The sequence below is a fragment of the Streptomyces sp. NPDC048521 genome, assembly GCF_043199855.1.
Taxonomy (GTDB): domain Bacteria; phylum Actinomycetota; class Actinomycetes; order Streptomycetales; family Streptomycetaceae; genus Streptomyces.
Genome location: NZ_JBICWR010000001.1, coordinates 565,134 through 582,437, shown reverse-complemented (window position 1 = coordinate 582,437; position 17,304 = coordinate 565,134). Strand labels below are relative to the sequence as shown.

Below are 17,304 nucleotides of genomic sequence, written 5' to 3'. Positions count from 1 at the left end.
CCTCAGGAGCCTCAGATGGACACCGTCCACCCGTATCCCGCACCCGACGGGATCCTGATCGGCCATCTCACCCCAGGCACTGCCGCCTGGGAGGATGCCCGCACCGGCCTCACGATCACCGCCACTGAGATCGCCGCTGTCGTCGGACTGAGCCCGTGGCAGTCCCGCTTCAGCCTGTGGCACAAGAAGGCCGGCCTGCCGACGCCGCCGTTCGAGATGAACCCGGCGATCGAGTGGGGCAACCGGCTCGAGGACGCGGTCGCCCAGAAGTGGGAGGACGAGCACCCGGGCCTGCTCGCTGCCCCGGCCGGCACCTGGCGGCACCGGGCACGGGACTGGCAGCGGGCCACCCCCGACCGGCTCATCTACCCGCAGCCCGGCAACGAGTTCGAGATCGCCGACCACGCGGACGCCCTGCTGGAAGTGAAGACGTCCCCGTTCGGCGACGACTGGGGACCCTCCGGTTCGGACACCATCCCGATCCACTACCGCTGCCAGGTCATGTGGCAGATGGACACGCTGGGCCTGCACCGCACCCACTTCGCCGTCCTCATCTCCGGCCACGACTACCGCGAATACACCGTCGACTACGACCCGGACGAGGCCCGCATCCTCCGCGACGCGGCCGAGCGGTTCCTCAACGACGTCCGCAAGGGTGTCCGGCCCGACATCGACGGCGACACCGCCACCTACCAGACCATCCGCGTCCAGGCGGACGGACTCGAAGACCGCGACGTGGAGATCCCGTTCGGTCTCGTCTGCCGCTGGGACGCCGCTTACGAACAGCTGGCCAAGGCGTCCGCCGACCTCACCCAGGTCCGCGGCGAAGTCCTCGACCTCATCGGCAACGGCAAGCGGGCCGTCTGCGAAGGCCGCCGCATCGCCTACCGCACCGTCCGCGACGGCGCGACCTACTCCCTCAACCCGTACCCGATCCGCGAGGACAACGCAGCATGAACCAGATCAGCAACGAGATCGCCAAGCGGGACAACGGGCCCGCTGCCCAGATCGAGCAGTACCGGGACGAGTACGCCGCTCTCGTCCCGTCCCACGTGAACGCCGACCAGTGGATCCGCCTTGCTGTCGGCGCCATCCGCGGAAACAAGGACCTCGAGCAGGCAGCCCGCACCGACGTCGGCGTCTTCCTGCGCGAGCTGAAGACCGCCGCTCGCCTCGGCCTGGAACCCGGCACCGAGCAGTTCTACCTCACCCCCCGCAAGAGCAAGGCCCACGGCTACAAGCTGATCGTCAAGGGCATCGTCGGCTACCAGGGCATCGTCGAACTCATCTACCGGGCCGGCGCCGTGTCCACCGTCATCGTCGAAGCCGTCCGCCAGCGCGACACCTTCCGCTACGTGCCCGGCCGCGACAACCGACCCGTGCACGAGATCGACTGGTTCGGTGAAGACCGCGGTCCCCTCGTCGGCGTGTACGCCTACGCCGTCATGAAGGACGGCGCCGTCTCCAAGGTCGTCGTCCTCAACCGTCAGCGCGTCATGGAGATCCGCGCCAAATCCGACTCCAAGGACTCCGAGTACAGCCCGTGGCAGACCAACGAGGAAGCCATGTGGTTGAAGAGCGCCGTCCGGCAGCTGGCCAAGTGGGTGCCGACCTCCGCCGAGTACATGCGCGAGCAGTTGCGCGCCCAGGCCGAGGTCGCCGGTGAACTCGCCGCACCGACCGCGGCCGGCGCCCCGCCGACGCCGCAGCCGTCCGTCCTCGACGACGCCGACCCCGACTACGACGACGAGCCCGTCGAGGGCGAACTCGTCGACTGACCGACTACCCGGCCTCCCGCCCGCCGCAATCAGGCGGGAGGCCGGCTTCCAGGACACCACAGCCTCAAGGAGCCCGCTATGGCCCGCAAGCTCACCCCCGCCGAACGCCTCGCCTCCGCGGAGAAGGACTTCCTGCTGGAGGAGATCGCCGACCAGTCCTCCTGGGACCAGTTCCTCGTCGAGCAGGCCGTCTTCCACTTCGGCCAGCGCTACGACGAGTGGTCCTGCAACGACCTCCGCGACGTGCTGCCCGAGCTGGGCCACGGCTACCTCGGTGCCGCCATCAACAGCCTCCGCACCGGCGGGATCATCGCCCACACCGGCCGCATGGTGCCGTCCACCCAGGCCAACACGCACGCGCACCGCATCGCCGTCTGGCAGCTCACCGACAAGGGCCGGGCCATAGCCGCCCGCCGGGCCGCCCGCACCCAGCAGCAGGCCGCGTGATGGCCGACCTGATCGAGTTGCCGCGCTGGTTCCTCGCCCTCCTCGTCCTCGCCGCTGGTGCCGTCGGTGGGGGAGCGTGCGCCGCGATCGACCTCCTCATCCGTGGGAGGCGGCAGTGATCGCCCGCCTCATCCCGTTCGCCCTCGTCGCCCCCGGCGCCGTCATCGCCCTCCGCACCCTCTGGCGGGAACGCACCCGCCTCCCCGCCGCCCCCGACAACCAGCCCGGCACCGACACCGAAGCCCTGTGGACCTGCCGCCGAATCATGCGCGCCACCGAAACCCGGAAGGAGAACGAGTCGTGACCACCACGGTCAAGCGACGCCAGCCCATCCCCGCCGACGCCTTCGACCACGGGGACGCCCGCCGCTACCGCCGCGGCTGCACCTGCCGGCCCTGCACCGACGCCGCCACCGCCGAAGCGCGCCGATGGAAGTACCTGCGCAGCACCGGGCGCGGAGGAATCGTCACCGCCAGCAAGGTGATCCGCCACATCTGGAAACTCCGCGCCGCAGGCATGACCGACCTGGAAATTCGCGCCCAGGCCAAGCTGTCACCCGCGCACCTCTACCAGATCATCCGCCTGGGCGGCACCGTCCGGCACACCACCGCCACGCGCATCCTCACCATCCAACCGCCCAAGATCGACGGCCCTTCACGTAACGGCGCCCACGTACCCAGCCTCGGCACCCTCCGACGCCTGCAGACCCTCAACGCCGAAGGCTGGCCCTGCAAGGAACTCGACCGCCGCCTCAACACCGGAACCGGGTACACCGCCTACCTCCTCAGGAACAAAGCCGACACCGTTCGCTTCTCCACGGCTGACACAGTCCGGCACCTGTACGCCGACCTCGACGGTCTCGCCCCCGAAGAGCACGGAGTCAGCCCTGTCAACGCCCGGTTGACCCGGGCCCGGGCCGCCGCCAACCACTGGGCCCGCGCCGCCTACTGGGACGACGACGACTTCGACGACCCGAACTTCACCCCGGCGGTCAGCGACGAGCAGCTCGGCAGGGACCAACTCGGCGCGCTCCGCCGAGCCGAGATCGCCCACCTGATCACGTTCAACCTGCCCCACGCCGACATCGCCGCCCGGCTCGGCATGGCCGAAAGCTACGTCCGGGACATCGCCCGCGAGATCACCACCGGGAATCGGCGCAACCGGACGCCGGAGAGCGCCGCAGCCGCCCCGTACCTGAAGGAGGCGGCGTGAACGGCAACCGCGTCGGCGCAGGCGCCCGTGAGCGCCTGTACGCCTCCACCACGGACACCTTCGACCCGGACAACGACCTCGACTACATCGCCATCGAGTACGCCCTCAACGGCGAGCCGGTCAAGCTCACCCGCGCCGAAAAGATCCACGCCGCACGGATCCTCGACAGCCGCGGCTACGGAACCAAGACGATCGCCGAACGCATCGGCTCCGACCCCTCAACCGTGGCCGGCTGGCGGGCCAACGGATGGACGCCCGGGCCGCACCCCAAGAGCCGCATCAGGCAGAAACGACCCGAGCCGGTCTGCGGCGAGCCCCGCATGTACCGCCGGCACCTGAAGAACGGCGAACGCTGCGAGATCTGCCGCGCCGCCAACGCTGCAGCCGACCGCCGCTACCGACTCACCGGCACCCAGAAGGCCACGTGACCGCGGGCCGCCGGCCGCGCGACCGGCCCTAACCAGCAGCACACCCCACCCCATCCGCACGCCGCTTCCCGAGAAGAGAGACCCATGGGCTACGAGCTCCGCCGGCAACTGCGCGAGGCGCTTGGGCCGGACATCACCGGCCTGCAGCGCGCAGTCGCGCTGGAGATCGCCGACGACGCCAACGAGCGAACCCGGCGCAGCTCGGTGCCTCTCGAAAAGCTGGTGCTGTGGACGGGGGCCAAGGATGCGAGCGTCGTCCGCAACGCCCTTAAGCGACTGGCGGGCGCCGGATGGGAGCTTCGAGTTCCCATCGGCAAGGGCAAGGACGGCCGCGTCTTGTACGCCGTCCCCGGCATCCGAATGACCTTCGAAGTCCCCAAGTTCGAAGGGGTAGCCACCGCTACCCCTTCCGAGAACAAGGGGGAGCAGGGGCTACCCCAAGGGGGAGCAGGGGCTACCCCTTCAACCCCCCAAGGGGGAGCAGGGGCTCATTCAGAAGGAGCCGTGGCTCACTCTGAAGGAGCCACGGCTACCCCCTCTTCCTCTTCTCCTTCTCTCCTCATGCACGAAGGAGAGCGAGTTGAGGACTCCACCTACGGCATCCCGGACGCCGCTCGGCCCCTCATCGACAGCATGAGCGCCAGCGGGGTCATCGTCCGCTGGCCCTTCAAGGGCGACCAGTGGTTCCCGCTACTGGCCCTGATCAACAAGTGTGGCGTGCCGGCCCTCGTCGAATACGCCCGCCGCACCGCCGACCGCACTCATGTCGACTCCGCCCGCTACTTCATGCGCGGCTGGAGCGAACTCCCACCCAAGCCCGCCGACGGCAGCCCCATCCACCGATCCCGGCCGCAGCTGCGCGCCGTTGGCCAGAGCCCTGAAGACAGGGGGATCTTCTAAGTGACCACCGACCTCGAGCCCGACTACGCGGACATCCCGCTCGAGCGCGTCCCGCCACAGGACTTCGAAGCCGAGCAGGGCGCCCTTGGAGCCTGCCTGCTCTCCAAGACGGCACTCATGGAAGTCCTCGACGTCGTCGAGCCCGCCGCCTTCTACCAGCCCCGCCACCAGCTGATCTTCAACGCCATCGCCCACATGCACTCGCGCGGGCTGTCCGTCGACCAGATCACCCTCGGCAAGTACCTCGCCGACACCGGCGACCTCATGCGGGCCGGCGGCACCCAGTACCTGTACGAACTCGTCCGCGCCGTCCCCACCGCCGCCAACGGCGAGTACTACGCGGAGATCGTCCAGGACCGCGGCCTGCGCCGGGCACTCATCGAACTCGGCACCCGCACCGTCCAAGCCGGATACAACACCAGCGGCGAGACAAGCGACCTGATCGAACGCGTCGTCACCGAAGCCCGCGACCTCCGCGACCGCGGCATGGCCTCCGAAGACCTCCCCGTCGAAGACATCCTCGACTTCGTTCAGCACGAGGACACCTACGACTGGGTGGTCCCCGGCCTCCTTGAGCGGCAGGACCGGCTGATCCTCACCGCGTCCGAAGGCGGCGGCAAGTCCACCCTGCTCCGGCAGATGTCCGTCACCCTCGCCGCCGGCATTCACCCGTTCCGCACCTGGGAGATCATCGACCCGGTCAAGGTGCTCACCCTCGACTGCGAGAACGGAGAGGCCGCCTCCCGCCGCAAGTTCCGGCCCCTCCTGGCTGCCGCCGAGAGCCTCGAGCAGCCGGTGCGCCGCGGACAGTTCCACATCGAGTGCCGGCCGCAGGGCCTTGACCTCACCAGGCCGGCCGATCGCGCCTGGGCCATGCGGCGCGTCGAAAAGATCAAACCCGACGTGCTGATCATCGGCCCCGTCTACCGACTCCACGCCGGCAACCCCAACGACGAGGAACTCGCCCGCAAGGTCTCCGTCGTCATCGACGAGGCCCGCGCCACCGCCGGCTGCGCCGTCCTCATGGAGGCCCACGCCCCCCACGGCAACAACCTCGGCCCCCGCTCCCTGCGCCCCCTCGGCTCCTCGCTGTGGATGCGCTGGCCCGAGTTCGGCTTCGGCCTTCGCCCCGTCGAAGACGAGAAGTCCGCGCAGAACGTCGAAGGCGCCCGCGGCCGACGCGTCGTCCCCTGGCGCGGAAGCCGCGACGAACGCGACTGGCCCCACTTCATCAAGCAGGGCGAGCGCTGGCCGTGGATCTCCTACAAGCCCATCGACGCCGACCCCATCACCGGCTACAGCGAGACGGGAGCGATCTGGTGACCGACACATGCCCGCGCTGCTGCCGCCGCAACGTCCCACCCCGCCGCGAGCGGACGGACGACACCCAGATACGCAGCGCCTACCGCTGCCCCGACTGCGGCCACGCCTGGATCACCAGCCGCCACCGCAGCGCCTACCCCGCCGCCTGAAAGGACCCGTCCGTGACCACCACCGAGATCGCCCGCAGCCACGGCTACACCGGCCCCATGGTCTGCGAGGACTGCGGCACCACCGAGCTGCTGCACTTCGGCAGCTGGTTCGACCCGAAGACCCAGGAGTCCGGCGACTTCCTGCAGTGCTGCGCCTGCGGGATCAAGGCCGGCGACCCCACCTACATCCACGACGACTGCAAGCCCGCCGCCGAGACCGAGGAAGCCAGCGCCGACGACGGCCCGGACGTCCGCGTCCACCACCGCGCCGCCGGCTGGGTGCTGCCCGACTTCACCGACCTCGCGGACTGCACCACCAACTTCCGCCGCGAGCAGGACGGCCGGCCCGCCTGCATCGATACCGCGGTGTGGAAGGTCGTCGAGGATCACGGCATGCACCTGACGATCGGCTTCTACTGCGACGCCGACCTGCCGGAGGAGCACCGGCGGGTGGCCGCCGCCTAGGCCCCGCACCACAAGCCACCGCACCCACCGCACACCACAACCACGAAGGAACACGCCATGGCCACTCACCCGACCGACGGCCCGATCCACGACTGGTTCGGCCTCAGCTACTGCAACTACCAGGTGCTGCACCGGACGCTGATGCAGTCCATGCCGATCGAGTGGCAGGAGCGCATGGTCGCCTGCCTGACCGAGCTGCGCGACGCGTTCGAGCACCTGCCGCAACCGGAAGGCTTCAAGGTTGAGGCCGCCACCTTCCAGGAGGCCGCCGACGTTCCGCTGGCCCTGCGCAAGCAGGCGGGCCTCGAAGTCGAGTACGGCGAAGACGCTGAGGGCGCGGTGCCGGTCTCGTACTGGCTCGACGGCCAGGAGATCGACGCAAGCACAACCGTCCCCGTCCCGGCCGTCGACCCGGTGCCGCACTACAACCGCGGCCGGACCTACATCGAGCCTCGCATCGCCGCTCCCGAGCGCGTCCAGCACTCCGGCCGGGACGCGGAGTTCTGCGTCCTGTGCCTGTCTGGCGAACACGAGCGCGTCGCCGACCAGCCCACCGCCTGACTGCCCGCCCTGATCACCCCTGGAGACCCGATGCCACACGACCCGCAGCCCCTCAACCTCGACGCCATCGACACCGTGATCGACGCCGCCACTCCCGGACCGTGGGGCGTCTACCAGTACGGCGGTGACAGCCTCATCGAGATCGCCGCCGACCTCGAAGACACCGGCACCGGCTACAGCGCCCGCCGCACCATCTGCCGCTTCGACGAGGAGCCCCTCGACAACGACCCCGCCCACCGGGAGTGGACGGCCGAGGAGGACTGGGCGCAGGTTCAGGCCGACGCCGCGTTCATCGCCGCGATGAGCCCGGAGACGGTCAAGGCCATGGCCGACGAGATCCGCCGCCTCCGCGCCCGCGTCTGGGAGCTGGAACGCCCGGCCGTCGAGAAGCAGCGCGACGAGGTCCGCGACAGCTACGCCCAGCTCGCCGCGCAGTGCCGCGAGGACCGCGACCACGAGAGCGCGTTCGACGTCGAGTGCCGATTGCGCGAGCGCGAGGAGCAGTGGGCCCGCGAGGACGCCGCCGCCTGCCCCGGCTTCGAGAAGGAGTACCAGGGCGTCAGCGACGCCAAGCGCCGGCTCGCCAACTGCAAGCACTGCGGCCAGCCGCGCACTGCCCACGCCGCCGTGTCTGCCGCCGCCGTGGCGCACGTCGTCGCCGACGACAGCGACAACCCCGAGCACATCGACGACTGCCCCGGCTGCGAGGCCTTCACCCTCGCCGGCCACCGCGCCGCCCGGCCGTGACCACACCCACACCAACCACCAGGAGGAACACCGTGACCGACAAGCCCGCCGAGCAGCCCACCGGCCCGGACCGCAGCGTCCGCCCCGTCATCGAGCACGCCCTCACCGACTACGGCTACAGCGCCGACACCATCCGCATCCTCATCGACCGGCTGATCGCTGAAGCGAGGGCCGCATGATGCCGATCCACCTCGCTGCTCCCGCCCATCAGAACGGCGGCCCCGACGGGAAGGGATGGACCCGCCTGTCTCTCGCGTCCATGGGAGGCCTGGCGGGTGACGAATGCGCGCTCCGGCCACGCGACTACAGCCACCTCGTAGAGGCCCAGGACACCCGACGCGCCCACTACGGCGGCTACGGCCCTTGCATCGCCGACGGGAGGTGCGACGCCTGCCCGATTTTCAAGGCCGCCCCGCTCACCCTGACCGCGCTCACCGACCGTGTCCTCGTGCGCATTGGGCCCGGCGGCAGCCCGTACCTGGTGAACCGCCCCGAAGACGGCTGGGCATCCGTCGCTCGCCGGTGGACGTGGCAGGACCTGGCCCGGCTGCAGGGCTGGACCGTCGGCCGTGCGTACCGCGACGAGCACAGCGATGGCTTCTGGCTCGAACGCGCAGCGGCATGACCGCACCCACGGCAAGGCCCGCCGGTGCACCAATCACCGGCGGGCCGGCCCCAGCCTCCCACACCACGACCGACCGCCCGCACCAGCCACAGGAGTGACCGTGACCGACACCGACCCGACCGCCGCCATCGAAGTGTGGGCGCGCATGCTGTGCTCCGCCGACGTCCATGTCTACGGTGCCGACCACCCGACCTGGCAGCAGACCGGCAGCAAGATCCGGGACGACTACCGCAAGGCCGCCGCCTGGCTGCTGCCGAGGCTGACCGTTGCCGCCGCTCCTGCTGGCCCGACGCCCGCCACCGACCGGAACACGCTGCGGGAGCGGATCGACGCCGCGCTCGACTCCCTCCAGGGGACCGCGCACCATCTGCCGTGGGCCACCCGGCAGCGTGTCATCGAGGCCGTGCTGCCCGCCGTGCTGCCCGCGCCCGACCAACAGGCCGCCGTCCTGCTGTGGGCCGCCGACCGATACGAGACGATCCTGGCAAGTGCGGCAGCCGAGCACAGCTCTGACCCCCGGTACTACACGGGCGTCCGCGACGTGATCCTCGGGCTGCGTCGTCTGGCTAGCGAGACGCAGCAGGACGAGGGCGAGGAGCCCGAGACGGACGAGCAGCGCGCGGACCGCGAGGAGACCGAACGCGACCACGCAGCAGGCGACCACCGGTACTGCGACCAGACGTGCGAGGTGGAGTTCCCGACCGAGCACCTGCGGAACTTCGTCATCGCGAAGGGCTACCCGGGCACGAAGGGGGCGCTCGATGAGCTGCTGCGGCGCGCCGCCGAGGACGCCACCCGCGTGGCGCAGCAGGACCCGACACAGGACGGCGAGGCTGAGACGGGCGGCCGGGTCGAGTGCGGCATGTCCAGCGGGCGGGACTGGTGGTGCCAACTCCAGCCCGGCCACTCCGGCGACTGCGTGCCCCGTCGCGCGGAGGCTCCCGCCGCCGTGGCGCGGTCCGGGCAGCCCGAGACGGAGGCGTCCACCATCCGCTGCCCCGACGCCGCATGGACCAACACCCCGCACCCACCGCACCACTGGGAGATCAGCCCCGGCAAAACCCGACCCTGCCCCGGCGTGGCCGACGACGGCGGCCAGGAAGGCGGCTGTACGCCCGCCTAAGCCACTCAACGCCCGCGAACGCAGTCCGGGAGGGTCCGCCCCCTCCCGGGCCCACACAACGCCACTGAAGTCCGACGACAGGAACAGCCCATGACCCCCGCCCGCATCCAGTGGATCCCCGACGACGGCAGCGCCCGCATCCTCGCCGCCTACCGCCGCACCCGCGAACCACTCCGCTCTGTCCTCCGCCGCGCCCTCCGGCAACTCGCCATCGCCGACGGCATCCTCGACCCCCGCGGCCACATCCGACAGCAGCACGGGAGGCAGCCGTGAGATCGCCCGGCTACTACGGCAAACCCCTCAGCCCCGGCCAGATCGCAGCCCTACGCCTCGCCGCATCCGGCTACACCAGTCGGCAGATAGCCGCCCGCCTCAACAGCACCGAACAAGGCGTCCACCTGCGGCTGAAGGAGGCACAGATACGCCTCGGCGCCCGCTCCCGCACCCACGCCGTCGTCATCGCACTCCGGCGGACCCTCATCCGCTTCGACGACCTCGAACTCCCAGACCAGCAACGAGAGGCAGCAGCATGAGCGACGACCGACCGGCTTGCACCTGCCTGAGGTTGCTCATGAGACCTGGGAAGAACTGCGACGCCCACCAGCTGCCCGCCGCACCGACCTGTACTTGCCCGCGGTCGTTCATGCGGCAGCGCGGCCACCACCCGAAGTGCCCGATCGCCGCCGAGCCGACCCCGGCCGAGGAGGCCCTCACCGACCGCGCCTACTGGCAGCAGAAGTACAACCGGGACCAGCCGTGACCGCCGACCAGCTCACCCTCGGCGACTGCGACCCCCTCTGGCACGACTGGGAGCAGCTGTGCCAGCGCGGCGCCGAAGAACTCGCCGACCCCACGGACCCGCGCTGGCGCGACCTCCGGCACCAAGGCCTCACCGCCCAGCAGTACCACCGCATCGCCGACGTTCAGATCACAGGAGACTGGCTGTGACCAGCGACCACACCCACCTCGACCTCTGCCCCGACTGCCAGGGGCTGCGCGTCAGCGAACTCACCAGCATCGGCATCGTCGACATCACCCTCGGCGACCACACCGGGCCCGCCGAACTGTTCATCGGCCCCGCCCCCAGCCCCTGCGACCACGCCCCCGCCGAGACGAAGCCGCGCGACGGCATCAAGGTCATCAGCCCCTGGATGCCCACCTGCGACAGCGGTCGCCACATGCCGCCCCACCCCGACCAGACCTGCGAGGAAGCCGACGAGTGGATCGCCTGGCGCGACCAGGCCATCGGTGACCTCATACGCCGCGGATGGCAGCGAGTCCTTGGCGAACTCCGCTACGACCCGCTGGCCGACACCGTCTTCGCCGCACCCACCGCCCCTGCCCCGGACCCGCCGCAGCGCGCCGACGTCCAGCGCGCCCTCGACATCCTCCGCCCCCACCTCGCCTGGGACCACCGCTACCGGGAGCAGCCGTGAGCGCCGAGCAAGACTTGCGTGCCCAGGTGGCCGCCGCGCTGCTCACCCGCGGCATCAGTCAGGCCGAAGCCGCCCGCCGACTCGGCCTCAGCAATAAGCACGTCAACCAGATGCTCACCGGCCGAGCCGTCCTCACCATCCCGTGGGCCGAACGCATCCTCGCCCTCACCGGGATGCGCCTCGTCATCAGCCTCGCCCACGACATCCAGCCCCGCTGAGCCGCCCCGCACCGCCCCGCACGAAAGGCACCGCCGTGAACGACGCACCCACCCAGCAGTGCACCGTCTGCGCCACCGGCCTGTACGACACCGAGCAGCAAACCTGCCGGCCCTGCACCGAACGCGTAGCCGCCAACCTGCTCGCTCTCGCCGGACCTGAGGGGCTCTACGCTCGGCTCAGCGACAGCCTCCACCCTGGCAGCGGCTCGGGCGGGCCAGCCGTCTCCGGCAGCCGCACAGCCCCGCTCCCGGTCCGCCTGGAGGTACTCAACGCGATGACCGAGCGAGGGCCTGTCCTCGGCCCCCTCGAAGGCTGGGTCCGCGACTGGGAACAGCACGGCCGAGCCACCGTCGACGAGACCGGCACCCTCCAGCAGCGCCTCGACCACGCCGTCGGAACCCTCAGGTTCAACCTCAACTGGGCCGCCGCCAACCACCCCGCCTTCGCCGACTTCGCAGATGAGCTATGGGTGATCGTCCGCCGCTGCCGCACCGCAGCCGGCGAAGAGAAGCCCCCGGTCAAAGTCCCCGTCGCCTGCCACTGCGGGCAGATACTCCGCGTCTCACTGGACATGGACCACGTCGACTGCCGGCGCTGCCAGACCCGGCACGGGCACGCCGAGATGCTCCGACTCACACCCACCCGGAGGGCTGCTGCATGAACTGCCAACTCTTCGAAGGCATCAGCATCGACGGCCGCCGCCCCGAATGCCGACCCGCCGTCGCCCGGCTCACCCACCACCACGGCGGCACCACCGCCCTCTGCCAGCACCACTTCGACGACTGGCTCGACACCGCCGACGACGACGAGAGCATCGAGCCCAAGACCTGGGAGTGGCTCACGGCATGACGAAGGGCCCCACCGCGGAACCGGTGGGGCCCTTCATGCATGTCCGGCTACGCCGCCTCCTCCACCGCCGGCGGCTCGACGGGCCGCCGCCCGGCGAGCACCTGCCGGATCCAGCCCGCCGACAGCCCCATCCGCCCGGCCAGCTCCTCGATCGGCACCCCCTTCCGGCGCGCCGCCCGGATCGCCCAATCCCGCCGAGCCCGCCATCGCTCCCGCGCATCCCGACCCGCCACCGTGCGATGCAACACCACCGCGGTATGCAGCAGCAGTCGACCGACCGCGTCATCCCACCTACGTGCCACGCGACGCCCCTCTCGTCCATGCGACACCCCGCTGACAGACCACGGTCAGGGCAGTGGTCCGCGACGACAAGGGCGCACGACAGGGCGCACGACAACGCCCCCAGCCGAAGCCGGGGGCGGAGGGGTCAGTAACCGCGCGCTTCTCTGATCTCAGCGACTGCGGCATCCAAGATCTCGGCCGGATTGCCTAGAGAGGCTAGATCGAACCATTCGCCGCGCACTCGGTTGTCGGCGAACCTGCGGTGCAGTGCCTGCTCGAAGTCGCCGTCGCACGCCCATGCGAGCGAGAGCTCCACGGGCTGCCCCGTCTGGAGTTGCCGCAGACGAGTGCGAGGATCCTTCGCTCGGCCGATCTTCCCCAACGACAGTCCTTCGGCTGTGATCAGGTACGTCTTGTACGGCTGGTACCGGACAGGCCGCTTAGCAGGGTCAGCCGCAGTCTCAGACGGTACCTCCCCAAGTAGCTGCCGGACTTCCGCTTTCACCTGACGCTCGATCTCTGCGGCACGCTCCGGAGACATCAGGCTGTTGCCGCGACGACGGCGCTTCAGTTCAGCCACGGCAGCTTCTCACTCTCCCGCCAAGGCCGTGGACAAGTAGTCCTGCACGGGCCCGAACAGCCCGTAGGGCACGTACTCGGGGATCTCGGCGAGCGTCACCCAGGCGACCGCGTCCAGCTCGTCCTCGTCGGCGACGTGCGCCTCGCCGTCGACCACCGTGCAGGCGGTGTAGCTCATCTCCCGGCCGGTCTTCGGGTGGACGCGCTGGCCGATCAGGGACACGGCCTCGACCTTGAGGCCGGTCTCCTCCAGCGTCTCCCGCACCGCGGCCTCCTCGGGCGTCTCGCCGGGCTCGATGCCGCCGGCCGGGAACTGCCAGCTGAGCTCACCCTCCTTCACGCGGCGCCGGACCATGAGCACACGGTTGCCATCGGTGATGATCGCCGCGGAGATCCCCGGCTTCGTCGTCGTCTCGGTCATGCCAGTACCTCCAGGACGGGCGGGTAGATGGACTGCTCGGGGATGAAGCGGGTCAGCTGTTTGCGGGGGACCCAGGCCACCTCGGCGTTCTCGATGGGGTCCCTGTTCGCGGCGTCACCCATCAGGTACTCACAGCTCAGATACTCGGCGACCACACCGGTCACCGGGTGGATGCGCGAGCCCAGTTGCTCGCGCACGGTGCAGCGGACGCCGGTTTCCGCGTGAGTCTCCTCGACCGCCACGACCGCGGGAGAGGCGCCCGGCTTCACGACGCCGGCCGGGAACTGCCAGCTGAGCGAGTCCGATCCGCGCCTGCAGACGAGGAGCACGTCGTCGTCGCGGACGACCACGGCGATGGCGACGCGAAGGGCCTGGGCCTCGACGGCGCTCGGCTTGGGGCGAATCAGGAGACTGAAGCGGCGCTGCACCGACGGGCTCGACCTTTCGTAGGCGGTATCCAGGGCGGACTGGATCTCAGCCCGCGGCACGATGTCCGGCGACGAATGCCAGCTGGCCACCGTGCGCACCGCCACCCCCAGGTGGTCGGCAAAGCCGTCATTCGTCATCCGTAGGGCCTGCTGCAGAGCGCACGCTCGGCGACCGGTCCACGTGTCGATGACGTCCACTATTCGCCCCTTACCTGATCGTTTCGGGCGGGCTGCATTGTGAGTGCACTCCTGCTGCATCGGCGCTGCACCGGACGGTCATGGCAGCTCTGGCGCGGCACCGGTTGACTCAAGGGCATGCAAAGTTGGCCCTGGCAGCTACTCGTCCGCCGCCGCTTCCGTCCCGCCGCGGTCGGTGTGGACGCGCGCAGCGATCCTTCGTGCCCACTCTCGGCTGTAGGGGGTGTGCTCGGCAATCAGCGTGAGCGTGATGCCAGCGGCCCGGGCGTCGGCGATCAGCTCATCAAGCTGCTGCCGCGTCTTCTCGTGAGCGGCAGTAGCTCTGTCCAGCTTGCGGAGCCACCGCGCCTTCTCGGCTTCATTCAGGGTCGGGGTATTCGCTGCCATGCCCTGGATGTTCTCACGGGTGGATGTCCACCGACTAGACGCGCCACAAGATTCTTCGTCCACTATGTTGCAGGGGGCACACCCCCCGTGCCATGGTGGTCCTGCAACAAAGTAGACGCAAAGCCCACGGCTTCGCGGCTTACTAGCTGTGCCCACTCCTACCGGACCCAGTCCGCGGGCGCCGCACAACAAGAGATCGGGCCGGACACCGAGACTCCTACCTCTCAGGCCGGCCCTACCACGAGGAACTGTTGAGAGGTCCCCTCATGGATGTGCAGCAGTCTACCCAGGCCAGCCTGGGTACCGTCACCGCCTTCCCGGCGCTGAAGCCGGGTCACCGTCTCGTCCCCGCCCTGATCGGCACCCGCAAGACCGCGCACGTCACGCCGATCGAGTGCCCGACCTGGTGCGTCGAGGACCACCTCGCCGTCCCGACGATGTTCGAGGACATCACGCATACGTCGGCGTCCGAGGACGTGGGTATCTCCTCGTTCCTGAAGCCGAACGGCGACCTGCTGATGTACGCGATGCTGCAGGCCGACCCGGCGTCCACCGACCCGCGGCTGCGCCAGGCGCACATCGGGATCGAGACCGGTGGCCTGCCGGACGTGCACACCCCGGAGATGGCCGAGCGGTTCGCGGACGACCTCATCCGGTTCGCCCTGCAGCTCCGCGGCCTGGCCCGCACGGCTCGCCTGCACAACGCGGCTGTGGTTGAGGAGGTCGTCGCATGAGCGCCGAGACCCCGACCCCGACGACGTCGCACCTCGCCCCGCTGGCCGCCGCACTGCACGAGGCGACGGACAGCGAGTCCCTGGCCCGTATCTTCGCCGAGCTGGCGGACGAGTCCCTGGCGCTGTGCGACACGGCCCCGTCCGAGGAGTTGTGGGCGTTCTGGCTGCGCCTGAACGAGAGCTTCTACGGCGACATGCTGGCCATGCGTCAGCCGCCGAAGCCGAAGCGGCGGTGGTTCCGGTGACGATCGCGCCCGAGACCCCTACCGCCCCGCTGCCGCCGGACGCCGTCGACGCGATGGCTCGTGTCGAGTCCCGCTTCCCGCTGATCCAGGCGGTCACCCAGTACGAGACCGCTGCCGTGCACGCCGCGCAGCTTGCGCACCTCGCCGAGTCGGGTCGCATGACGGACCTGGACGCGGACAGCCTGGCTGCGGCCGAGGATCTGATGGCCGCCGCCCGCACCGTGCTCGCCGCCGCCGGCCAGCTGCACCTGATCGGCGGTGCGTGATGGGGCGCCGGTTCAAGGACTTGGCGACGCCGGAGCAGCAGTGGGCGTCCCGGCAGGCGCCCGCGCTGCGGCAGATGGCCTACGAGGCCGAGCAGAAGGCCGAGGCCCATCAGATGACCGCCGACGTGTATGGGCGTCGGGGCCGGGACTACTCCGACCCGAAGAAGGCGTCGCAGGCCCAGCGTGAGGCCGACCGACTGCAGGAGCGGGCGCGTGGTCTGAGGACCACGGCGGCCCGCGCCGAGGCTGAGGTGGCCTTGCCGAAGAAGCGGCGGTGGTTCTAATGGCCGACGAGAAGAAGACGATCGACCTCCGCCGCGTCGAGCCGACGCCGGATCTGCCGCCGCTGCCCACCGAGCCGGTCGAGCGCCGCCGGGTGCTGAAGATCCGGGGGTGGTGACGATGGCCGACGAGATCGAGCGTCTGACCGCCGCGCAAGTGAAGGCCGACGAGGTGATCCGCGCGGTGGGTGAGACCCCTGATGGTGGCCGGCTGCTGCGAGTGGCTGTCACCGACACGGAAACCGAGCAGCGGCTTGCAACCGGCTTCGTCAACTACCGGGTGGATGAGCCCCAGGCGGTTGTCGGTCGTGTGGCTGTCCCCTTCGATCTGACGCCGTTCGACCGCTACCGGGTCCGGGTCGCCCGCAAGGAGCTGGCCGCTGCCGGGGGGCTGGACATGTCCGACGCCCGGGAGATGGCCCGCACGCTCGGCCGCCTGGAGATCGCGGTGAAGCAGCTGCTCGAAGTCTTCGACGAGCACAACCCGGACGGCCAGCAGTGAGCGCCGAGGAGTACGAGCGCATGCTCCGCAAGCTCCGCGAGGTCAACGACCGCAGCGAGCACCCGACTCGCTGACCCCCCGATCCGCCGCGGCCGGTGCCCACCCACGCCCACGCCGGCCGCGGCACCCCACCCCCATCCCAGCCCCACCTGACCAGTGAGGAACCACAGCCATGTCTATCCAGGACCGTATCCGCCTGATCGAGCAGTACGCCAAGGCCGACCCGGAGACGCGGGCGCTGATCCGCGACCACGCGGAGGCCGTCGACTCAGTCACCCCACTCGGCCCGCGCCTCGTCGACGAACTCGACGGCCTGCACCTGCCGGCGGCTGCCTGATGGCGTACCGCGGCGAGCTGTCGACGGCGCTCCTCACCGACGAGGCCATCCGGGCGAAGGACTTCGCGAAGTGGCGTCACGCCCACCGCCACTTCGCGCGTGGCCGGGACCGGGAGACCGTCGACAGGTACAAGGCCGAGATCACTGCCCGGGGCGGGTTGAAGACGCCGATCTGGCTGGACGTCGATGACAAGACGGGCTGGGTGTACGTCGGCGACGGTCACCACCGCGCGGTCGCGCTGCTGGAGCTTGGCGTGCCCCGGCTCGCCTTTCACTGGCGGCTGCTCTCCAAGTGGGGCTGGTTCAGCCTGCCTCCTCTGGAGAACGACTCGTTCCCGTACCACCTCCTCGGTCTCTGACCGGCTGCCCGATCCGCCCGTCT

General features: G+C 70.2%; 35 protein-coding genes. 30 read left to right on the top strand and 5 right to left on the bottom strand.

The window, feature by feature from the left end; translation table 11 throughout:
• The first annotated feature begins 15 nt into the window (after positions 1–15).
• From ACGFRF_RS02925 to ACGFRF_RS02815, 23 genes are all read left to right on the top strand, one after another.
• Positions 16–957, top strand: a complete 942-nt coding sequence (locus tag ACGFRF_RS02925; protein ID WP_393736555.1) for a YqaJ viral recombinase family protein — start codon at positions 16–18, stop codon at positions 955–957.
• A complete protein-coding gene (locus tag ACGFRF_RS02920; protein ID WP_393736553.1) occupies positions 954–1,778 on the top strand; it encodes a recombinase RecT in 825 nt (274 codons plus the stop codon). Before ACGFRF_RS02925 ends, ACGFRF_RS02920 begins: the two co-directional genes overlap by 4 nt.
• 78 nt (positions 1,779–1,856) lie before the next feature.
• A complete protein-coding gene (locus ACGFRF_RS02915) occupies positions 1,857–2,225 on the top strand; it encodes a hypothetical protein (RefSeq protein ID WP_393736551.1) in 369 nt (122 codons plus the stop codon).
• Between the two features lie 115 nt (positions 2,226–2,340).
• Positions 2,341–2,529 (top strand): hypothetical protein, encoded by a 189-nt coding sequence (locus ACGFRF_RS02910; protein WP_393736549.1) that lies wholly within the window; start codon positions 2,341–2,343, stop codon positions 2,527–2,529.
• Positions 2,526–3,437, top strand: a complete 912-nt coding sequence (locus ACGFRF_RS02905; RefSeq protein WP_393736547.1) for a hypothetical protein — start codon at positions 2,526–2,528, stop codon at positions 3,435–3,437. Before ACGFRF_RS02910 ends, ACGFRF_RS02905 begins: the two co-directional genes overlap by 4 nt.
• Complete coding sequence (locus ACGFRF_RS02900; protein ID WP_393736545.1) at positions 3,434–3,865, top strand: hypothetical protein; 432 nt, start codon at positions 3,434–3,436, stop codon at positions 3,863–3,865. The genes ACGFRF_RS02905 and ACGFRF_RS02900 overlap by 4 nt, the downstream gene beginning before the upstream one ends.
• A gap of 84 nt (positions 3,866–3,949) precedes the next feature.
• Positions 3,950–4,765, top strand: coding sequence for a hypothetical protein (locus ACGFRF_RS02895; RefSeq protein ID WP_393736544.1), 816 nt, complete (start codon positions 3,950–3,952; stop codon positions 4,763–4,765).
• Positions 4,766–6,088, top strand: coding sequence for a DnaB-like helicase N-terminal domain-containing protein (locus ACGFRF_RS02890; RefSeq protein ID WP_393736542.1), 1,323 nt, complete (start codon positions 4,766–4,768; stop codon positions 6,086–6,088).
• A complete protein-coding gene (locus tag ACGFRF_RS02885) occupies positions 6,085–6,237 on the top strand; it encodes a hypothetical protein (protein ID WP_393736540.1) in 153 nt (50 codons plus the stop codon). The genes ACGFRF_RS02890 and ACGFRF_RS02885 overlap by 4 nt, the downstream gene beginning before the upstream one ends.
• A 12-nt stretch (positions 6,238–6,249) precedes the next feature.
• Positions 6,250–6,702, top strand: coding sequence for a hypothetical protein (locus ACGFRF_RS02880; protein ID WP_393736538.1), 453 nt, complete (start codon positions 6,250–6,252; stop codon positions 6,700–6,702).
• 57 nt (positions 6,703–6,759) lie between these two features.
• Positions 6,760–7,263: a hypothetical protein gene (locus tag ACGFRF_RS02875; protein ID WP_393736536.1), complete on the top strand. Its 504-nt coding sequence runs from the start codon at positions 6,760–6,762 to the stop codon at positions 7,261–7,263.
• A gap of 30 nt (positions 7,264–7,293) precedes the next feature.
• Complete coding sequence (locus tag ACGFRF_RS02870; protein ID WP_393736534.1) at positions 7,294–8,010, top strand: hypothetical protein; 717 nt, start codon at positions 7,294–7,296, stop codon at positions 8,008–8,010.
• A gap of 32 nt (positions 8,011–8,042) precedes the next feature.
• Positions 8,043–8,189, top strand: a complete 147-nt coding sequence (locus ACGFRF_RS02865) for a hypothetical protein (protein WP_393736533.1) — start codon at positions 8,043–8,045, stop codon at positions 8,187–8,189.
• Positions 8,186–8,635 carry a hypothetical protein gene (locus tag ACGFRF_RS02860; RefSeq protein WP_393736531.1) on the top strand — a complete coding sequence of 150 codons (450 nt, stop codon included), beginning with the start codon at positions 8,186–8,188 and terminating at the stop codon, positions 8,633–8,635. The genes ACGFRF_RS02865 and ACGFRF_RS02860 overlap by 4 nt, the downstream gene beginning before the upstream one ends.
• A gap of 100 nt (positions 8,636–8,735) precedes the next feature.
• Positions 8,736–9,758 (top strand): hypothetical protein, encoded by a 1,023-nt coding sequence (locus ACGFRF_RS02855; RefSeq protein ID WP_393736529.1) that lies wholly within the window; start codon positions 8,736–8,738, stop codon positions 9,756–9,758.
• A 90-nt stretch (positions 9,759–9,848) separates the two neighbouring features.
• Complete coding sequence (locus ACGFRF_RS02850) at positions 9,849–10,031, top strand: hypothetical protein (protein WP_393736527.1); 183 nt, start codon at positions 9,849–9,851, stop codon at positions 10,029–10,031.
• Entirely contained in the window at positions 10,028–10,291 is a 264-nt protein-coding gene (locus tag ACGFRF_RS02845) for a response regulator transcription factor (protein WP_393736525.1), read from the top strand. The genes ACGFRF_RS02850 and ACGFRF_RS02845 overlap by 4 nt, the downstream gene beginning before the upstream one ends.
• A gap of 38 nt (positions 10,292–10,329) precedes the next feature.
• On the top strand, positions 10,330–10,518 hold the full coding sequence (locus ACGFRF_RS02840) for a hypothetical protein (protein ID WP_393736523.1): 189 nt from the start codon (positions 10,330–10,332) through the stop codon (positions 10,516–10,518).
• Entirely contained in the window at positions 10,515–10,706 is a 192-nt protein-coding gene (locus ACGFRF_RS02835) for a hypothetical protein (RefSeq protein WP_393736521.1), read from the top strand. The genes ACGFRF_RS02840 and ACGFRF_RS02835 overlap by 4 nt, the downstream gene beginning before the upstream one ends.
• Positions 10,703–11,194 (top strand): hypothetical protein, encoded by a 492-nt coding sequence (locus tag ACGFRF_RS02830; protein ID WP_393736519.1) that lies wholly within the window; start codon positions 10,703–10,705, stop codon positions 11,192–11,194. The genes ACGFRF_RS02835 and ACGFRF_RS02830 overlap by 4 nt, the downstream gene beginning before the upstream one ends.
• Positions 11,191–11,412, top strand: a complete 222-nt coding sequence (locus tag ACGFRF_RS02825) for a helix-turn-helix domain-containing protein (protein ID WP_393736517.1) — start codon at positions 11,191–11,193, stop codon at positions 11,410–11,412. Before ACGFRF_RS02830 ends, ACGFRF_RS02825 begins: the two co-directional genes overlap by 4 nt.
• A 35-nt stretch (positions 11,413–11,447) precedes the next feature.
• On the top strand, positions 11,448–12,074 hold the full coding sequence (locus ACGFRF_RS02820) for a hypothetical protein (protein ID WP_393736516.1): 627 nt from the start codon (positions 11,448–11,450) through the stop codon (positions 12,072–12,074).
• Entirely contained in the window at positions 12,071–12,262 is a 192-nt protein-coding gene (locus tag ACGFRF_RS02815) for a hypothetical protein (RefSeq protein ID WP_393736514.1), read from the top strand. Before ACGFRF_RS02820 ends, ACGFRF_RS02815 begins: the two co-directional genes overlap by 4 nt.
• 47 nt (positions 12,263–12,309) lie before the next feature.
• On the opposite strand, the gene ACGFRF_RS02810 is transcribed toward ACGFRF_RS02815, so the two are convergent.
• The 5 genes from ACGFRF_RS02810 to ACGFRF_RS02790 form a co-directional block, all read right to left on the bottom strand.
• A complete protein-coding gene (locus ACGFRF_RS02810; protein ID WP_393736512.1) occupies positions 12,310–12,420 on the bottom strand; it encodes a helix-turn-helix domain-containing protein in 111 nt (36 codons plus the stop codon).
• Between the two features lie 269 nt (positions 12,421–12,689).
• On the bottom strand, positions 12,690–13,124 hold the full coding sequence (locus ACGFRF_RS02805) for a GIY-YIG nuclease family protein (protein WP_393736510.1): 435 nt from the start codon (positions 13,122–13,124) through the stop codon (positions 12,690–12,692).
• A 9-nt stretch (positions 13,125–13,133) separates the two neighbouring features.
• Entirely contained in the window at positions 13,134–13,544 is a 411-nt protein-coding gene (locus ACGFRF_RS02800; RefSeq protein WP_393736508.1) for an NUDIX hydrolase, read from the bottom strand.
• Positions 13,541–14,170, bottom strand: a complete 630-nt coding sequence (locus ACGFRF_RS02795; RefSeq protein ID WP_393736506.1) for an NUDIX hydrolase — start codon at positions 14,168–14,170, stop codon at positions 13,541–13,543. The genes ACGFRF_RS02800 and ACGFRF_RS02795 overlap by 4 nt, the downstream gene beginning before the upstream one ends.
• 138 nt (positions 14,171–14,308) lie before the next feature.
• Positions 14,309–14,557 carry a hypothetical protein gene (locus ACGFRF_RS02790; protein ID WP_393736504.1) on the bottom strand — a complete coding sequence of 83 codons (249 nt, stop codon included), beginning with the start codon at positions 14,555–14,557 and terminating at the stop codon, positions 14,309–14,311.
• 266 nt (positions 14,558–14,823) lie between these two features.
• Between ACGFRF_RS02790 and ACGFRF_RS02785 the strand changes: the two genes are divergently transcribed.
• The 7 genes from ACGFRF_RS02785 to ACGFRF_RS02755 all read left to right on the top strand — a co-directional run bounded on the left by ACGFRF_RS02785 (position 14,824) and on the right by ACGFRF_RS02755 (position 17,281).
• Positions 14,824–15,291, top strand: a complete 468-nt coding sequence (locus ACGFRF_RS02785) for a DUF6907 domain-containing protein (protein ID WP_393736502.1) — start codon at positions 14,824–14,826, stop codon at positions 15,289–15,291.
• Positions 15,288–15,536, top strand: a complete 249-nt coding sequence (locus ACGFRF_RS02780) for a hypothetical protein (protein WP_393736500.1) — start codon at positions 15,288–15,290, stop codon at positions 15,534–15,536. Before ACGFRF_RS02785 ends, ACGFRF_RS02780 begins: the two co-directional genes overlap by 4 nt.
• Complete coding sequence (locus ACGFRF_RS02775) at positions 15,533–15,802, top strand: hypothetical protein (RefSeq protein ID WP_393736498.1); 270 nt, start codon at positions 15,533–15,535, stop codon at positions 15,800–15,802. Before ACGFRF_RS02780 ends, ACGFRF_RS02775 begins: the two co-directional genes overlap by 4 nt.
• 20 nt (positions 15,803–15,822) lie before the next feature.
• Positions 15,823–16,086, top strand: coding sequence for a hypothetical protein (locus ACGFRF_RS02770; RefSeq protein WP_393736496.1), 264 nt, complete (start codon positions 15,823–15,825; stop codon positions 16,084–16,086).
• Positions 16,087–16,204: 118 nt separating this feature from the next.
• Positions 16,205–16,585, top strand: coding sequence for a hypothetical protein (locus ACGFRF_RS02765; RefSeq protein ID WP_393736494.1), 381 nt, complete (start codon positions 16,205–16,207; stop codon positions 16,583–16,585).
• Positions 16,586–16,757: 172 nt separating this feature from the next.
• Complete coding sequence (locus tag ACGFRF_RS02760; RefSeq protein ID WP_393736492.1) at positions 16,758–16,922, top strand: hypothetical protein; 165 nt, start codon at positions 16,758–16,760, stop codon at positions 16,920–16,922.
• A complete protein-coding gene (locus ACGFRF_RS02755; protein WP_393736490.1) occupies positions 16,922–17,281 on the top strand; it encodes a hypothetical protein in 360 nt (119 codons plus the stop codon). The genes ACGFRF_RS02760 and ACGFRF_RS02755 overlap by 1 nt, the downstream gene beginning before the upstream one ends.
• The last annotated feature ends 23 nt before the right edge of the window (positions 17,282–17,304 follow it).

Excerpts from the sequence above, each read along its gene's own strand:
- ACGFRF_RS02925 (WP_393736555.1), top strand. The coding sequence starts at position 16 with ATGGACACCGTCCACCCGTATCCCGCACCCGACGGGATCCTGATCGGC.
- ACGFRF_RS02920 (WP_393736553.1), top strand. The coding sequence starts at position 954 with ATGAACCAGATCAGCAACGAGATCGCCAAGCGGGACAACGGGCCCGCT.
- ACGFRF_RS02915 (WP_393736551.1), top strand. The coding sequence starts at position 1,857 with ATGGCCCGCAAGCTCACCCCCGCCGAACGCCTCGCCTCCGCGGAGAAG.
- ACGFRF_RS02895 (WP_393736544.1), top strand. The coding sequence starts at position 3,950 with ATGGGCTACGAGCTCCGCCGGCAACTGCGCGAGGCGCTTGGGCCGGAC.
- ACGFRF_RS02875 (WP_393736536.1), top strand. The coding sequence starts at position 6,760 with ATGGCCACTCACCCGACCGACGGCCCGATCCACGACTGGTTCGGCCTC.
- ACGFRF_RS02870 (WP_393736534.1), top strand. The coding sequence starts at position 7,294 with ATGCCACACGACCCGCAGCCCCTCAACCTCGACGCCATCGACACCGTG.
- ACGFRF_RS02860 (WP_393736531.1), top strand. The coding sequence starts at position 8,186 with ATGATGCCGATCCACCTCGCTGCTCCCGCCCATCAGAACGGCGGCCCC.
- ACGFRF_RS02850 (WP_393736527.1), top strand. The coding sequence starts at position 9,849 with ATGACCCCCGCCCGCATCCAGTGGATCCCCGACGACGGCAGCGCCCGC.
- ACGFRF_RS02840 (WP_393736523.1), top strand. The coding sequence starts at position 10,330 with ATGAGACCTGGGAAGAACTGCGACGCCCACCAGCTGCCCGCCGCACCG.
- ACGFRF_RS02815 (WP_393736514.1), top strand. The coding sequence starts at position 12,071 with ATGAACTGCCAACTCTTCGAAGGCATCAGCATCGACGGCCGCCGCCCC.
- ACGFRF_RS02800 (WP_393736508.1), bottom strand. The coding sequence starts at position 13,544 with ATGACCGAGACGACGACGAAGCCGGGGATCTCCGCGGCGATCATCACC.
- ACGFRF_RS02790 (WP_393736504.1), bottom strand. The coding sequence starts at position 14,557 with ATGGCAGCGAATACCCCGACCCTGAATGAAGCCGAGAAGGCGCGGTGG.
- ACGFRF_RS02785 (WP_393736502.1), top strand. The coding sequence starts at position 14,824 with ATGGATGTGCAGCAGTCTACCCAGGCCAGCCTGGGTACCGTCACCGCC.
- ACGFRF_RS02780 (WP_393736500.1), top strand. The coding sequence starts at position 15,288 with ATGAGCGCCGAGACCCCGACCCCGACGACGTCGCACCTCGCCCCGCTG.
- ACGFRF_RS02765 (WP_393736494.1), top strand. The coding sequence starts at position 16,205 with ATGGCCGACGAGATCGAGCGTCTGACCGCCGCGCAAGTGAAGGCCGAC.
- ACGFRF_RS02760 (WP_393736492.1), top strand. The coding sequence starts at position 16,758 with ATGTCTATCCAGGACCGTATCCGCCTGATCGAGCAGTACGCCAAGGCC.
- ACGFRF_RS02755 (WP_393736490.1), top strand. The coding sequence starts at position 16,922 with ATGGCGTACCGCGGCGAGCTGTCGACGGCGCTCCTCACCGACGAGGCC.